This window comes from Actinomycetospora endophytica, assembly GCF_021026375.1.
Classification (GTDB): domain Bacteria; phylum Actinomycetota; class Actinomycetes; order Mycobacteriales; family Pseudonocardiaceae; genus Actinomycetospora; species Actinomycetospora endophytica.
Window position 1 is genome coordinate 1,853,525 of the sequence record NZ_JAJNDB010000001.1, and the last position, 14,004, is coordinate 1,867,528.

Sequence of the window (14,004 nt, forward strand, 5' to 3'; positions counted from 1 at the left end):
AATGACTCGTGGCTCAGAACACCGCGCGTCTCGGGCTGCGCTATCCCGAGGCTGAGGACTCGAACGATGTCCCGGGCGACATCCAGAAGCTGGCACAGGGGCTGGATCTGCTCGCCGTGTCGTTCTCCCGGGACGTGGCCAACAACCGGCCCACGTCGAGCGCTCCCACCGGCACCCCCGGGCAGAACAACTACAACCCGGGGACGCAGGGCCGGTGGTTCTACGCCACCGACACCGGGAAGCTCTCGTACGACTTCGGTGGCGGCTGGATGACGCTCTCGGACGTCGCCAGCTACATCTCGGCCAAGGGCGATCTGCTGGTCGGCTCCGCGGCCAACCAGCTCGTGCGGGTGCCGGTCGGCTCCGACGGTTACGCCCTGGTCGCGCGCTCCTCGGCCGCGCAAGGCGTGGACTGGGAGCCCCAGGCCGGTCAGGCCCTCAACCTCTCGGGCGCCACCCAGGCGACCCGGTTCGTCGGCGGCACGCACAACGGGCCGCCGTCTTCGGGGACGTTCTCGGCCGGGGACTTCGTCATCGACAACCTCTCCGACGTCTGGGTCTGCGTCTACCCCGGATCGCCTGGCCAATGGATTCGCAATGGTGGTGACACTCCGGCGTTCTTCACTAACGGTGGCGGGAACTGGTCCGTCGCCAGCGGCAGTTCGGCCAACATCAACAACTGGAACACCTCGGGCATTCTCGACACCACCGGCGGGGTGACGTCTTCCGGGTTCGTCATCACCCGGCCGGGCATCTGGGTGTTCAGCTTCGGTGTCGACATGTTCTACAACACGGTGAACACCATTCCGTGGGCAGGTGCGACTGCCGGAATGCAGCGCAACGGAAGTCTCCCGCCTGGGACGGGTAAGTACCGCAGCGCGGCGTTCGCCAACGCGGCAGGCACAGCGACGAGTCCGACCGTTGGCACGTCAGGAACCGGCGCCCCCGTTCTCTGGTTCAATCAGCAGAACGCGGGAGCACCCCGCTTCCAGGGCTCTGCCTCATTCGTGTATCCCGTGCCGCTTTCGGTGGGCGACGTGATGAGCGTTTTTGTCAACCAGTCGAACACCTCGTCGCTCCCCCTCAGCTCGTACTCGGACAACTTCATGTCCGGTTTCTGGCTGCGCGACTGACGCGGCCCCACAGACCCCCACCGCCAGCGTGCTCTTGAGAGGGGTCCGGCTGGCGGTGGGGAACCTTCGCTACAGCTTCGGTGAGGAGAACCGATGAGCGTCAGTCGGGGCATCAGGAAGCTGTGGCAACAGCAGCCTGGGCTGCTCGATGGCTTCGTGACGGATGTCCTGACGACATTCGCCCTCGGGAGCTTCATGGTCACAGGAGGTCGAGATCGCACGGTCGCTGCAGCGTTCTCGGTCATCAACCAGAACGGCGGACCAGAACTCTGGGGAACGTTCTTCCTGGTTCTGGGTGTCGTGATGCTGGGTTCGATCGTGTTCCCGCCGCGCTTTTTGGGTGTCGTTCTAGGAATGGCGGCGTTGTACTACGTCTTGGTCGCGTTGTTCTTCGGATACGCGGCGGCTCATGATACGGGGGCATCATGGATCGGAACGGTATTGTTCATGAAGGTGGCGATTACCCACGTGTCTCGCGGGGTCATCTACCTCGGTGGACCCCGGTGAGCAACGATGGCATCGAGATTCGTCTGTCGCGCGATCCGGTCCAGGCCATGTTCTTCGTGGGCACCGTGCTCGGTGCCATCCTCGCGGTCTTCTTCCTCCCGGCCCGGTCACCTTCGACCGTCGGAACCTTCCCGACGTGGCTCAGCGTCGTCTTCTACGCCAACATCGGCATCTGGGCCGTCGTCGGGCTCTGGGGGATGCTCACGAAGCTCCCGCGCCAGCTCAACCCGAGCACCTACCGGTTCCTGACCCGCCAGCTCTGGCTGGAGCGGATCGGCTGCTACGGCGTGGGGTGGAACTGCTGGTCCTTCGCCGCTGCCGCGATCGGCGTCAACGGCTGGCACGGGTTCAGCTCGGCCACCTGGCTCTTCTGCGTCGGCCTCGGGCTCGGCATCCGGATCCGCTACATCCACGTCGACCTCGCCAAGCTGCGCGAGTTCTACCGAAGCTTGGTCAACGAGTACCTGCAGTCGGTCGATGACACCGGGGCCGAAGGCGACGGCTCCGGAGAGGCAGCGCCGTCGTGATCCTGATGACCTGGCTCGCGGCGATGCCGACGCCGAGTCCCCCGACGAACACCCCCGCTACACCTGCAGACGGGGGCGGCACGCTCGCGGCCTACGTCGCACTAGCGGTGGCGATCCTGACTCCGCTCGCGGCGATGGTGAAGGCGCTGGCGAGCTGGCGCTCCCGCCGCCAACGCAAGGCCGAGACCGACGGCAACTTCATCAAGAACGAGTCGGTCATCTCCGGCATGACGCTGCAGTCCTGGCAGGAGTCCCGCCAGGAGGTCAAGGACGCCCGCGCCGAGGCCAAGGAGGCCCGAGAGCGCGCTCAAGCTGCGGAGACGCGGGCCGATCACGCCGACGACCGGGCCGACCAGGCCGAGACCCGTCTGCGCAAGGCAGAGGCCCGCATCGACGAGCTGGAGGCGGCGTTCAAGGCCTTCCAGCGCCGCGTCGCCGCCTGCTCGGTGGCTGACCCGCCTGGGTGCCCGCTGCGTGAGGCCGTCGTCGAACTGCCGACTCCGTAGGAGGAGCCATGAGCACGCCGGTGGCGTTCACCTACCAGAAGGTCTGGGTCCGAGCCCAGTACGCCGACCTGCACACCGGCAGCCCCATCGTCGGGCGCCATCTGCAGGCCGTGCCGAGCGCACGCTGGTTCACCGACACCGACCACCAGGTGATCCTGGGGCCCTCACCCGTCGCCGAAGTGACCGACTCGTTCGGCCGGGTGGCGGTGCTGCTGGAGTGCCTCGACGACCCGCGGCTCAACCCGCAGGGCGCGACCTGGCAGATCACCGACCCGCTGCGCCGGACCTTCCCGCTGCGCGTCTCGGTGGACACTCCGGTGTTCCACGCGCCGACCCCGGCTCCCGGCCAGGATCGCGATCCCCTCGACGGCCAGCAGGTCATCGACCTGGCCTCGGTGCTGCCCGAGGCGGCCCCCGACGGCGGCACGGTGCAGATCGAGCAGGGCCCGCAGGGCATCCAGGGAGTGCCGGGCCCGCCGCTGGCCCCGCCGATCCGCCTGGACTACCAGCCGATGGTCTCCATCGACTGCAGCCGCGGCGACCACTTCCGGATCACCCTCGGAGGCCCGTTGGTGCTCGCCGAGCCCACGCACCCGGTCGACGGCGCCCGGCTGTTCGTGGAGCTGATCCAGGACCAGGTCGGGAACCGCCCGTTGACGCTCGACCCGATCTTCAACCTCGGGTTCGACATCAACTCGATCGACCTCTCGCCCCAGCCCGGCAGGCGCGACCACCTCGGCGCGATGTTCAACGCCGACGTCGGCCTGTGGGACGTCGTGGGCATGGTCCGCGGCTACTGAGCCGCCCTCATTCGCCGTATCCCCTCTCAAGAAGGAGACGCCATGGAGCGCAACTGCATCGGCTGCGGGCAGGTCGACGACCACCCGCGCCACCACATCAGCATCGGCGAGGACGACGTCTTCTGGCACATGGACTGCCACGCGCGCTCCGGCCAGGGCTGCGAGCTGTGCAAGGCGGTCGTCGACTCGGCCGGAGAGCTCAAGGGCGACGAGCTGCGCGCCCACATCCAGCAGAACGACCCCGCGAAGCAGGTCCTGGTCGCCCGGGGCCTCGTCGCCCAGGAGGGCTGATCTATGGCGAACATCGACCAGGCCGAGGCGATCCTTCTCCTCAAGGCCCTGCTCAGTAATACGGCCTACACCGTTCCCGGAGCGCAGTACGCCGCGATCGACACGAGCACTACCGCACCCACGTCGACGTCGTTCGGCTCTGAGGCCTCCGGCGGTGGATACGCCCGGGCTGCGCTCTCGGTGACTGCCGCCGCGGCAGGCTCGGGCGGCAACGCGGGCCTGGCGTACTCCCCGTCGAGCGGGGCGCTGAACTACACGAACATGCCCGCGGGCACGTTCTCCTCGATCGAGGTGTTCAACGCCGCCACGGGCACGACCCGACGGCTCCTCTTCGGCGCGTTGGCTTCGTCCAAGACGCTGGCTGCGGGAGACACGCTCTCGATCGCCGCCGGACAGCTCACGGCGACCCTCGGGTAGCTCTTCATCCCCTCAGCCCCCGCCTGCATCCGTGCAGGCGGGGGCTTCGTCGTGCTGGGAGGCCCACCGTGGCGATCAGCTACATCTCCGCGGTGGTGGCGTCCTCGGCCACCTCGACGTCGCTCGGCACCACGACCCTCACAACCCCGTCGTTCACCCCCAACGCCGGAGACCTGCTGGTCGCCAAGATCGCCACCGGCGATGAGCGAGTCACCTCCACCTCGGTCACCGACACCCAGGGCAACACCTGGACCAAGCGGGTCCAGTCGACCCAGACGACCAACAACGCCCTGGTCGCGATCTGGACGGCAGTCGCCTCGTCGGCCACCTCGATGACCGTGAGCGCTGTGCAGACCAACGCGGCATCGAGCACCGGGTTCCCCGAGGGGCTCTGCGTCGAGCGGTACTCGGGCGCGACTGTCGCGGCTTCTCCGGCGACGAACACGGTGCTTATCGCCCAGGGATCGGCGATCCAGTCGACGATCACCAGCACCGTCGCGAACTCGGTCATCGTCTGGCTCGACTCGGACTGGGCACCGGCTCCCGGCACTCCGGCCTACATCAGCCCCGCCTCGGCGACCGGGACCTACTACCAGGACGCGAACGGGTCGTTCTACTACGCGCAGCAGGCCGCGGCTTCCGTCGGATCGCAGACGTACGGAATGAGCGCCCCGACCAACCAGAAACCCGCGCTGGCGGCGATGGAGATCATCCCCGCCGCCCCCGTGCGGAGCACCTCCCTCGTGCTCGGCCAGGCCGTCGGTCGGGCCGCGTTGTTCTGACGACACCAGGAGAGACATGAGCACCTACATCGTCCGGAACAGCGCGATGGCCACCACGGCTGCTCCGACCAAGGTCACGACCGGGACAGCGATCAAGACGCTGCTCCAGCTCGCGCCCAGCTCAGGGAACCCGATCGTCGTCAAGGAGTGGGGCATCTCGTTCGACGGCTCGGCCGCCGCGACACCGATCGCGGTGGAGCTGGTCGACACCTACGCCGTGGCCGCCACCGTGACTGCGTTCGTGGCCAACGACGTGCAGCCCTACCTGCGGCTCTCGGACGTGGGCGCGTCATCGGTGACGCTCGGGACGGCTGCCTCGGGCTACACCGCCTCGGCCGAAGGCACGATCACGCAGACCCGCCATGGAGACCTGCAGCTGGTCGCCCCGTCGAGTCAGTACGTCAAGCAGATGCCCCTCGGGATGGAGTTCTTCGTCCCCGGCGGCCACTTCCTGCGCATCCGGGTCACGGCACCGACGGCGGTGAACGCCTGGTGCTACGTGATCTACCAGGACATGTAGCGAGGGGAGCCCGGACATGGCTCGCTTGGGTCGCGGTCAGCCCATCAAGGTCCATTCCGGGCTCCCGCCCGCTCTCCGGGCGGGTCCAGCATTCCCGACCTTCATCGGTGCGACCGCTGAGGTCCATGCCGCAGCCGGTTCGGCTGGGACCTACACCCTGACCTCGGCGATCTTCACCCCGAACGTCGGGGACCTGATCGTCGTCAAGGCCGCTGGCGGCTACCAGAACATCACCGAGACCGCCGTCAGCGACAGCAACGGCCTGACGTGGACCCTGCAGGCGCAGGCGGCCTACGCGCAGGTGGCCAGCTCGCCGACGGCCTCGATCTGGACGGCCACAGCCACCTCGGCGACAAGCATGACCGTCACGGTCACGTACTCCACGTCGATCACCGCAGGCAACCTTGAGGACAGCCTGATCGTCGAGCGGTACGCCAACGCCCAAGTCGGCACCGGCGTGTCCCAGGTCGCGGCGAGCGGGAACACGACCACCATCACCCCGAGCCAGGCGGGGTCGATCATCACCTGGGCGGACGGCGACTACACCGCCACCGCCACCGCGCCAACTGCTGCCGCCGGGGCGATCACCGGTTACAGCCAGAACAGCGGCCAGGAGTCGTTCTACTACGGCTACCAGACCTCGACCGGCACCTCGGCGCAGACGTACGGCATCAGCTCGCCGACTTCAACGAAGTCCGCGCTCGCTGCAATCGAGCTGGTCCCGTACGCCGGTGGCACGACGTATCAGGCCACCGTAACGCTGAACGGGTCCGGCGGCCTCGCGGCCTCGGGCACCGAGATCGGACTCGACTCAGTCTCGCTGGCCGGTGCCGGGTCGCTAAGCCCGACCGGAACCGCGGTCGGGCAGGCCGCGGGCTCCTTCGCGGGTGCTGGATCGCTGACGTCGACTGCGGTCGGCGTCGCCATGGACACGGTGACCCTGACAGGGTCTGGCAGCTTCTCGGCGAGCGGGACGACCACCGGGGTCTCGGCTGTGGCGATGGCGGGCTCGGGCTCGCTGTCCACGGCCGCGATCGACGTGGCCTCGGGCTCGGTGACGCTGGCCGGGGCCGGAGGTCTGTCCGCCGCTGGGACTACCACCGGCCAGGCATCGGCTGCGCTCGTCGGTACTGGCTCGCTGAGCACCGCAGCCATCGACCTGGCGCAGGACTCCGTGGCGCTCAGCGGATCCGGGAGCCTGTCGGCGTCCGGAGTGACCACCGGGCAGGCCTCGGTCGCCCTGGCTGGCGCCGGTGCTCTCGCGGCGACCGCGGTGGACCTCGCTCAGGGCAGCGTCGCGCTGCATGGCGCAGGCGCACTCACCGCGTCCACCCTCGCCACCGGCGTGGCTTCGGTCGCTCTCGTCGGCTCCGGTGCGCTCCAGGCGTCGGGGACGGACCTCGGTCTGACGACAGCGGCGCTGGCCGGAGCAGGGATGCTCACGGCTGCCGCCACGGACGTCGCCCAGGGCTCCGTGGGTCTGGCGGGTGCTGGCGTGCTCAGCGCCGCGGGCACCACCACCGGGATCGCCTCGGCCGCGCTGGCCGGGTCCGGCGTGCTCACGGCGCCTGCCTCGCAGGGCCAGTTCGCCTCGGTAGCGCTGGCCGGGTCCGGGACGCTGTCGACCTCCGCTATCGACCTCGCCCAGGCCGCGGTCTCGCTGGTCGGAGCAGGCTCCGTGACCGCCGCCGGTGTCGACGTAGCCCTGGCGATCGTCAACCTGGCCGGATCCGCGGCGCTGGCCGCGAGCGCCACCGACCTCGGGCTGAGCAGCGTCTCGTTGACCGGCTCGGGAGCGCTCTCCGCGCTCGGGGTGGACATCCAGCCCGCCTCGGTCTCGCTGGCGGGCTCGGGAGCCCTGGCCGCTTCGGCGACCGTGCTGGCGCAGGCCAGCGTTGCGTTCTCGGTCTCCGGGGGACTGAGCGCCGTGGCGATCGACGTGGCCGCCACCTCGGTGGCGCTGCACGGCTCGGGCACGCTGACCAGCAGCGCCATCGACCTCGCCCAGGCGGCAGCTGCGATGGCGGGCACCGGCGCCCTGGCCACCGCAGCGGCAGTCACCGGCCAGGCCTCGGTGGCGTTGGCGGGCTTCGGCACGCTGGCCGCCAGCGCGCTCGACCTGGCCTACACCTCGGTCGCGTTCGCCGGGGCCGGTTCGCTGAGCGTTCCGGCGACGACCACCGGCATCGCCCAGGTGGCTCTGGGCGGTCGCGGGGCTCTGAACGCCGCCGCGATCGACGTCGGGCTGACCTCGATGGCCTTGAGTGGATCCGGCGCCCTCTCGGCGACTCCGCTGATGACCGGGATGGCGTCCGTCGCCTTCGTCGGGGCCGGAGCCCTGGCCGCGGTGGCCCTGGACGTTGCCCTCGACGCGGTCAGTCTCGCTGGGGCCGGTCAGATGACCACGTCGGCCCTCGACATCGGGCTCGTCGCGGTCACGGTGGCCGGTTCCGGCGGCGTGGCTACGGTCGCGGTCGACGTCGCGATGGGCTCGGTGGTCCTCGTCGGGTCCGGCGTGCTGTTCGCGAGCCCGGGCGGTGGCCAGTTCACCAGCGCGACGCTCGCGGGCACCGGCGCGTTGACGGCCAGCGGGATCGACGTGGCCCCAACCAGCGTCGCCCTGGCCGGTTCTGGCTCGCTCGCGGCCACGGACATCGCCACGGGGCTCGCCAGCGTCGCCCTGGCCGGGACGGGCGTGCTGACGACCGCCGCGTACGCCCAGCAGTTAGTCGCGGCGACCTTCACCGGCACCGGTGCGCTCGTCGCGAGCGCCATCGACGTCGGGGTGGCCGCGGCGAGCCTGCACGGGGTCGGCTCGCTCTCGGTCGCGGCGCTGGATGTCGCTCTGGCGGCGGTGGGTCTGGCCGGGACGGGCACCCTCAGCGCGTCTGGCGGCACGACGGGCCTGGCAGCGGCCTCGATGGCTGGGAACGGCGTCCTGAGCGCCGTAGCGGGGCGCACGGCCACCGAGACGGTGCCGCTGAGCGGCTCGGGGGTCCTCGCGGCCTCGGCGATCGTGCTGGGGCAGACGACGGTGGCCCTGCGCGGGTCGGGAAGCCTCTCCGGGGCCGCTCTCGATCTCGCGTACGGCTCGGTGTCCCTCCACGGGAGCGGCGCCGTGACCACGTCGGCCATCGACGAGGCCGGGTCCGCGGTCGCCATCACGGGCCAGGGCGGACTGGCCGCCGCTGCGGTCGACCTGGCGTACGCCAGCGTGACGCTCACCGGCGTCGGTTCGCTCGCGGTCGACGGGCTGACCGGCAACGAGGCCGCGGTCGTGCTGACCGGCGACGGCGAGCTGTCGATCGCTGCGCAGACCGCCGCGTACTGCAGCGTGGCGCTGACCGGCATGGGCTTCCTCGCCGCGACCGATCTGGTCGTCGGGGTGGCCCAGGTGGCGCTTCGCGGGGCCGGGGCCCTCGCGGCAACCGGCACGGGCCAAGCGCTCGACACGGTGGCCCTGGCCGGGTCGGGGACGCTGGCTGTGAGCACCCTGGCCGCCGGTCTGGCGCAGGTCGCCCTTCACGGGTCTGGGTCGCTCTCGACCAACGCCCTACCGGGCTCGGTCAACGCGGTCAGTCTCGCCGGGGCGGGCACGGTGGCGGTGAGCGCGCTGCGCATCACGACGCCGACGATCACCTTGTCCGGCACCGGGACGCTCGCCGCGGTCAGCGTTGCCACCCAGTACGTGGCCGCGGTGCTCGCGGGAGCAGGTTCGCTGTCGAGCACGGCCAGGGCTCAGGCTCTGAGCACCGTCGATCTGTCCGGGCAGTTGTCCCTGCAGGCGGCGGCGCTGCGCGCGGTCTCTGCGGCGGCTGCACTCGCCGGTTCCGGTTCGCTGTCGAGCGCCGGGACGGTGGTCGGCCAGGCCGTGGTCATCCTCGCTGCGAGCGGCGTGCTCGGCGTCGGAGAGGCCACCGTGATCCCGCGCTCGGACAAGAACCCGCGGCTCGGGCTCATCCCGCTGTTCATGTGACTCAGGAGGTCCTCGTGCTCGGTGTCGACAACACCGCGGGCATCACCGACGTGGCAGCCATGAAGGCCGCGGGCTACACCGCGATCTTCCGCTACCTCTCGAACACGCCCTCGAAGAACCTGATCATGTCGCAGGCTCCGTACGACACGGAGCTGCGGCGCTACCTCGACAACGGGGTGGCGGTGGTCATGAACTGGGAGTCGTCCGGCCACATCGACGACAACCAGACCAACCACCCGGGCGACGCCCACGCCCAGGGCGTCGAGGACGCGACCCGCGCCAACGACCAGGCCAGGAAGATGGGCCACTCCGAGGCGCCGATCTACTTCTCGATCGACTTCGACTGCTCGGACTGGGCGGGGCTCACGGCGTACTTCCAGGCCGTGGCCTCGGTGATCGGGCTGGCCCGCACCGGGGTCTACGGCGGCTACTGGGTCGTCGACCACCTGGTGAACAACGGCCTGGTCACCTATGTCTGGCAGACGCTGGCCTGGTCGACGGTCAACGGCGTGGCGTACTCCCGGCACCCTCGGGCCAATGTCATCCAGCGGGTCGGGGAGGTCACCGTCGCCGGGGTCGCCTGCGACGTGGACGAGATCCTCACCCCCGCTGATTTCGGTCAGCTCCCGCGGGGCGCTGCTCCCGCGCCGACTCCTGCTCCTGTCACGCTGCCGGAGATCGTGGACGGCTCGACGTCGGCGCTGGTGTGGAATCTCCAGCTCTTCATGAACCGGGCCTTCGCCAGCTACAGCCACATCGACGCCGGGCCCGGCCCCACGTCGCGCTGTGGGCCGCAGACCGAGGCGGCGGTGACCGAGTTCCAGCGCCGGATGGGAATCTCGACAGCGCCGCCCTTCGCGGTCGGGCCGAAGACCTGGGCGGCGCTGGAGTCGTTCGGCTTCCAGCCCTGACACGACAACACCCCGGGACCAGAGCGGTCTCGGGGGTGTTGTCGACGGACCTAGGGCTTGCTCAGCGAGCCCCGGTAGCGAAGTCCGCCCCGTCCACCGCAGCCATCGCACGGCCCGGAAGCGACGAAGGGCTCGTCATCCCACATGTTCAGGCCGGGTCCTGTGTTCTTCAGGTAGCGCGCGTCGTCACCCCACTTCGCGCGCATGGGTCCGTTGGCAGGACCGTTGGCGAGGACGTTCGTGCAGCCCTCACAGAGGTCTAGCGGAGTGACTTGCGACATGGGGAGCCCCTCTCTCCGGTGACCCCTGCTCATCGGTTGATCGAGGAGCGTCGTTTCACCCCCGCGTCTCGCGGGCCTTCGGGAGGCACCCATGACCAGTCCCGTCTCCGACTTCGAGTCGTCCTCCGGTGAGCAGGTGGCCAACGATGTCGCGAACCTGTCCTCGACCCCCAGGCCCGTGCTCTGGAGCCACCTGGCGGCCTTCGTGCTCGCGCTGGGGCTCGCGGCGGTGAACTCGGCGGTCTGGGCCCAGATCCCGGGCGGTGCCGCCATCACGATCTCGGTGGCCAGCATCGTCGTCCAGGGCGTGGTGCAGGGCATCGCGGCTTGGCTGGCCCACATCCAGGTCGCTCCGGTCTCCGGAGGCGGCGCGCACGAGAAGTAGGTACACAGAGACGGCCCCCGTCGAGCGCCCACCCCCCAGGGTGCTCGGCGGGGGCCTTCTTGCGTTTCAGGGCGTGCTCCGCCCCGGGCGCCTCCAGCTACCCGAAGAGATCCTTGAAGACGACCACCAGGCCGCCGATGGCGGAACCGGCGGCGCCGATCAAGCGGAGCAGGTAGAGGCGCTTCGCGCGACGGCGCTCCAGCTCGTCAAGAGTGGCTTCCGGCGCGTCATGAGCGTCCTGCGGCTGCTCTCGCTCGTGTTCCAGCTCGTCGTTCGTCGTCATGGCCGAACATCCCTCAGGAGGGCAGGGGGTACCTGCCGTGGGTGAGTGGTCGAGTGCGCCCGTGGCCCTTGGGCTGACCGGGGGGACCTGGCCTGGGCCCTCATCCGGCTACCACTAACGATGGTCGACGAGGTGCCGAGGCGGCGCGGATCCGCGATCGGCACTCCCACTACTATCAGAAGTCGTCACTTATCAATGCTGCGCACAGCTCCGATGTTGACCTTGAACTCCGTCGAGAACGGACGATGCACAGGTCTCACGCGCTGAAAGGCCCCCGAAAGCCTTGCGCGGTGTGATAAGGCCCGTTCAGCGCAGGGTGAGTTGCACGCGGCGTGGTGGGCGGCGCCGCTTGCCGACGGCCCAGCCCCACCAATAGCCCAGCGGGCCGACGAGGGCGGCGGCGATCAGGGCGCAGATAACCTCACACATCGGGCGGACCTCCAGCGTCCGTCAAGGGCCCGGCCGGTGTTCCAGCACCGCGTCCGGGCCCGCTCCATGTCCGAGCCCTCACCGTGGCACCGGCGAGCCAAACGCGCCAGACACGTCATTCACGCCAGCAGGTCGCATCCACGCCGTCCGAGCCACGATGATCTCCGCCGTGTCCGAGTTGGTGTCGACGTCCGAGGCGGCGAAGGCCGTCGGGGTGTCGGCCCGCTCGCTGGCCCGGTGGGCCCAGGAGGGCACGCTGGAACCCGAGCTGGTCACTCCGGGCGGGCACCTGCGCTGGGACGTCGAGCGGCTCCGCCAGCAGCTCCGGGAGCTGCGTAAGTGAGCGCTGCCGACTCCGCTCAGGTCGTCGCCGCCATCGCGGGCAGCGTCAGCGCGGTCGGCACGCTGGCTGCCGCGTACGCGGCGCTCAGGACGACCCGGAGCGCGGACGAGACGGCTCGGCGGGCGAGCACGGCGCTGGGTCGGACCGCCCGGCCGGACGTGCGGGTCACCGTGCTGATGCGGAATCACTCGCCGGACCCCGCGCCATTCCGAGTCAACGTCTTCAACGTCAGTCGACGGTTCGCTGCGGCCAACATCGACGTCTGGTTCGAGCGACTCGATGGCCAGGGCAAGCCACCTGAGCCGATGAAGCCCGTGCGCCACCTGGAGCCCGACGAGCACAAGGACGCTGGCGCCGGGTCGCTGGCATGGCGATGGGAGCCTCCTTCGCCCGACGCGATCCCGCTGGACTGGTACGACATTCTTGCGGTGAGGATGCGCTACCAGGACGAGAGCCAGCTCGTGACCTGGGAGCGTCCGGCGGGGACGTTGCGGGTGACCTGGACCCAGGATGACGAGGGCACCTGGAAGGCATCCGTGGTCTACAGCGCCGAGGCGCCGGAGCCCGTCGAGGTCGGACGCGAGACCCCGGCTCAGCTCGGCTACTGGCGAACCCTGGGCCGGGCGATCAAAGGGACGCGGTAGGACGTGGTCGAGAGCATCGGGAGAGCGGCGGGTGACCCGCTCTTCGAGATCGCGGTCTACCGGGTGACTCCGAGGCGCTGGCACCAGGAGCTGGACGAGCTAGACGGGCAGGTCCACGAGTTCCTTGCTCCGGATCGGGACTACCTCTCGGAGTCCCGCTACCAGGAGCGCTTCGAGCGACTCCAGGAGGCGTTCCGGGCCCAGGTCGGCGAGTTCCCCTACGGCCAGGCCCTCGGGTGGTTGCGCCTGATCCACGACGGCCCGGGGCCCGCGGTCAAGGGGTACTCCTACAAGCTGCCGCAGAAGCGCTTCCAGCGGCGCTTCCAGCAGGCCCACTTCCGCGCGACGGGAACGGAGCTTGAGGTCAGCTTCCGGCGCTCAGGAACCGCGGCGGACTTCGTGAAGGAGCTGCGCGCCGCGATCGTGGCGACCAGGTCCCGGGGGCGCATCTTCGAGGGGCGGTGGCTGGACATGGCTGCCTTCGACAAGGTCGCCCCGTTCGTCGACTGGCAGGGCCTGCTCAGCCCGCCTGGCTGACCTGTCCGCCCACGGCTGGCTCGGACCGACGGAGCACCGCCGCGACGGTCGAGGGATACCACCGAGACCCGCCCTGGCTGGTGGGCACCTCGAAATAGTTGAAGGTTGAAGCGATCTCCGCGAGCGTCATGCCCTGGTCCCGCAGCTCCCGCGCGCGGGCCACCAGCTCGGCGTGAGCACGGTCTGGGCGACCGAGGACCTTCCCGTCGCGGCGGAGCGCCTGCAGGGCGTCCGAGGTCCGCTGGGCGATCAGCTCTCGCTCGAACTGCGCAAACGACGCCAGGACGTTGGCCATCATCGCGCCGGAGGGCGTGGAGGTGTCCACGCCGAGGTCCATGACCACCAGCGACCAGCCGTTGCGCTTCGAGCGGTCCACGAGGCCGGTGAAGTCGTGCACCGAGCGGGAGAGCCGGTCGAGCTTGGCCACCATGAGGTTGGCGGCCTCACCGCCATCGAGCGCGCCCAAGGCCGCGAGCAGCCCCGGGCGCCCGACGATGGTCTTCGCGCTGATGCCCTCGTCGGCCTGCTCAGCCACGACCCGCCAGCCTCGGCGGTCGACCTCGTCGGCGAGCTTGGCCCGCTGCGCGTCGAGTCCGAGCCCGCTCTGGGCCTGGTCCTCGGTCGAGACCCGGACATAGGTGATGACGGTGTCCGGATCGGCCGTCTTGCGGCGTGCTGGCACGTCTCCTCCATACAGCTAACGGGCGTTGGGTGTATGCGATCGGGCGAAAC

18 protein-coding genes are annotated in these 14,004 nt (G+C 69.9%); 15 read left to right on the top strand and 3 right to left on the bottom strand.

Annotation, left to right across the window (positions count from 1 at the left end; genetic code table 11):
• Positions 1-8 precede the first annotated feature (8 nt).
• The 12 genes from LQ327_RS09065 (at position 9) to LQ327_RS09120 (ending at position 11,036) form a co-directional block, all read left to right on the top strand.
• Positions 9-1,133, top strand: a complete 1,125-nt coding sequence (locus LQ327_RS09065) for a hypothetical protein (protein WP_230731774.1) — start codon at positions 9-11, stop codon at positions 1,131-1,133.
• 93 nt (positions 1,134-1,226) lie between these two features.
• On the top strand, positions 1,227-1,640 hold the full coding sequence (locus tag LQ327_RS09070; protein ID WP_230731776.1) for a hypothetical protein: 414 nt from the start codon (positions 1,227-1,229) through the stop codon (positions 1,638-1,640).
• Entirely contained in the window at positions 1,637-2,167 is a 531-nt protein-coding gene (locus LQ327_RS09075; protein ID WP_230731777.1) for a hypothetical protein, read from the top strand. The genes LQ327_RS09070 and LQ327_RS09075 overlap by 4 nt, the downstream gene beginning before the upstream one ends.
• Positions 2,164-2,673 carry a hypothetical protein gene (locus LQ327_RS09080; protein ID WP_230731778.1) on the top strand — a complete coding sequence of 170 codons (510 nt, stop codon included), beginning with the start codon at positions 2,164-2,166 and terminating at the stop codon, positions 2,671-2,673. Before LQ327_RS09075 ends, LQ327_RS09080 begins: the two co-directional genes overlap by 4 nt.
• A gap of 8 nt (positions 2,674-2,681) precedes the next feature.
• On the top strand, positions 2,682-3,473 hold the full coding sequence (locus LQ327_RS09085) for a hypothetical protein (protein ID WP_230731779.1): 792 nt from the start codon (positions 2,682-2,684) through the stop codon (positions 3,471-3,473).
• Between the two features lie 42 nt (positions 3,474-3,515).
• Positions 3,516-3,764: a hypothetical protein gene (locus LQ327_RS09090; RefSeq protein WP_230731781.1), complete on the top strand. Its 249-nt coding sequence runs from the start codon at positions 3,516-3,518 to the stop codon at positions 3,762-3,764.
• Between the two features lie 3 nt (positions 3,765-3,767).
• Positions 3,768-4,181, top strand: a complete 414-nt coding sequence (locus LQ327_RS09095; protein WP_230731782.1) for a phage tail fiber protein — start codon at positions 3,768-3,770, stop codon at positions 4,179-4,181.
• 68 nt (positions 4,182-4,249) lie between these two features.
• A complete protein-coding gene (locus LQ327_RS09100) occupies positions 4,250-4,963 on the top strand; it encodes a hypothetical protein (protein ID WP_230731783.1) in 714 nt (237 codons plus the stop codon).
• A gap of 16 nt (positions 4,964-4,979) precedes the next feature.
• Positions 4,980-5,483 carry a hypothetical protein gene (locus tag LQ327_RS09105; protein ID WP_230731785.1) on the top strand — a complete coding sequence of 168 codons (504 nt, stop codon included), beginning with the start codon at positions 4,980-4,982 and terminating at the stop codon, positions 5,481-5,483.
• Between the two features lie 16 nt (positions 5,484-5,499).
• The gene (locus LQ327_RS09110) at positions 5,500-9,459 is read left to right on the top strand and encodes a beta strand repeat-containing protein (RefSeq protein ID WP_230731787.1); all 3,960 of its coding nucleotides are present in this window, start codon (positions 5,500-5,502) and stop codon (positions 9,457-9,459) included.
• A 14-nt stretch (positions 9,460-9,473) separates the two neighbouring features.
• Positions 9,474-10,370 carry a glycoside hydrolase domain-containing protein gene (locus LQ327_RS09115; RefSeq protein ID WP_230731790.1) on the top strand — a complete coding sequence of 299 codons (897 nt, stop codon included), beginning with the start codon at positions 9,474-9,476 and terminating at the stop codon, positions 10,368-10,370.
• A gap of 372 nt (positions 10,371-10,742) precedes the next feature.
• The gene (locus tag LQ327_RS09120; protein WP_230731791.1) at positions 10,743-11,036 is read left to right on the top strand and encodes a hypothetical protein; all 294 of its coding nucleotides are present in this window, start codon (positions 10,743-10,745) and stop codon (positions 11,034-11,036) included.
• A gap of 97 nt (positions 11,037-11,133) precedes the next feature.
• Here the strand turns inward: LQ327_RS09120 and LQ327_RS09125 are convergent, their stop codons facing one another.
• On the bottom strand, positions 11,134-11,319 hold the full coding sequence (locus LQ327_RS09125; protein ID WP_230731792.1) for a hypothetical protein: 186 nt from the start codon (positions 11,317-11,319) through the stop codon (positions 11,134-11,136).
• A 306-nt stretch (positions 11,320-11,625) separates the two neighbouring features.
• Positions 11,626-11,748: a hypothetical protein gene (locus LQ327_RS33775; RefSeq protein WP_269069224.1), complete on the bottom strand. Its 123-nt coding sequence runs from the start codon at positions 11,746-11,748 to the stop codon at positions 11,626-11,628.
• A 169-nt stretch (positions 11,749-11,917) separates the two neighbouring features.
• Between LQ327_RS33775 and LQ327_RS09130 the strand changes: the two genes are divergently transcribed.
• Genes LQ327_RS09130 through LQ327_RS09140 form a run of 3 tightly spaced genes read left to right on the top strand, consistent with a single transcriptional unit; the run spans position 11,918 to position 13,272 of the window.
• Complete coding sequence (locus LQ327_RS09130) at positions 11,918-12,091, top strand: MerR family transcriptional regulator (RefSeq protein WP_230731793.1); 174 nt, start codon at positions 11,918-11,920, stop codon at positions 12,089-12,091.
• A complete protein-coding gene (locus LQ327_RS09135) occupies positions 12,088-12,735 on the top strand; it encodes a hypothetical protein (protein WP_230731794.1) in 648 nt (215 codons plus the stop codon). Before LQ327_RS09130 ends, LQ327_RS09135 begins: the two co-directional genes overlap by 4 nt.
• A 3-nt stretch (positions 12,736-12,738) precedes the next feature.
• Entirely contained in the window at positions 12,739-13,272 is a 534-nt protein-coding gene (locus LQ327_RS09140) for a hypothetical protein (RefSeq protein WP_230731795.1), read from the top strand.
• On the opposite strand, the gene LQ327_RS09145 is transcribed toward LQ327_RS09140, so the two are convergent.
• Entirely contained in the window at positions 13,256-13,954 is a 699-nt protein-coding gene (locus tag LQ327_RS09145) for a recombinase family protein (protein WP_230731797.1), read from the bottom strand. The two genes, LQ327_RS09140 and LQ327_RS09145, sit on opposite strands and share 17 nt — an antisense overlap.
• Positions 13,955-14,004 lie beyond the last annotated feature (50 nt).

Coding starts and splice junctions, on each gene's coding strand:
- LQ327_RS09110 (WP_230731787.1), top strand. CDS start 5,500: ATGGCTCGCTTGGGTCGCGGTCAGCCCATCAAGGTCCATTCCGGGCTC.
- LQ327_RS09120 (WP_230731791.1), top strand. CDS start 10,743: ATGACCAGTCCCGTCTCCGACTTCGAGTCGTCCTCCGGTGAGCAGGTG.
- LQ327_RS09070 (WP_230731776.1), top strand. CDS start 1,227: ATGAGCGTCAGTCGGGGCATCAGGAAGCTGTGGCAACAGCAGCCTGGG.
- LQ327_RS09125 (WP_230731792.1), bottom strand. CDS start 11,319: ATGACGACGAACGACGAGCTGGAACACGAGCGAGAGCAGCCGCAGGAC.
- LQ327_RS33775 (WP_269069224.1), bottom strand. CDS start 11,748: ATGTGTGAGGTTATCTGCGCCCTGATCGCCGCCGCCCTCGTCGGCCCG.
- LQ327_RS09090 (WP_230731781.1), top strand. CDS start 3,516: ATGGAGCGCAACTGCATCGGCTGCGGGCAGGTCGACGACCACCCGCGC.
- LQ327_RS09105 (WP_230731785.1), top strand. CDS start 4,980: ATGAGCACCTACATCGTCCGGAACAGCGCGATGGCCACCACGGCTGCT.
- LQ327_RS09095 (WP_230731782.1), top strand. CDS start 3,768: ATGGCGAACATCGACCAGGCCGAGGCGATCCTTCTCCTCAAGGCCCTG.
- LQ327_RS09085 (WP_230731779.1), top strand. CDS start 2,682: ATGAGCACGCCGGTGGCGTTCACCTACCAGAAGGTCTGGGTCCGAGCC.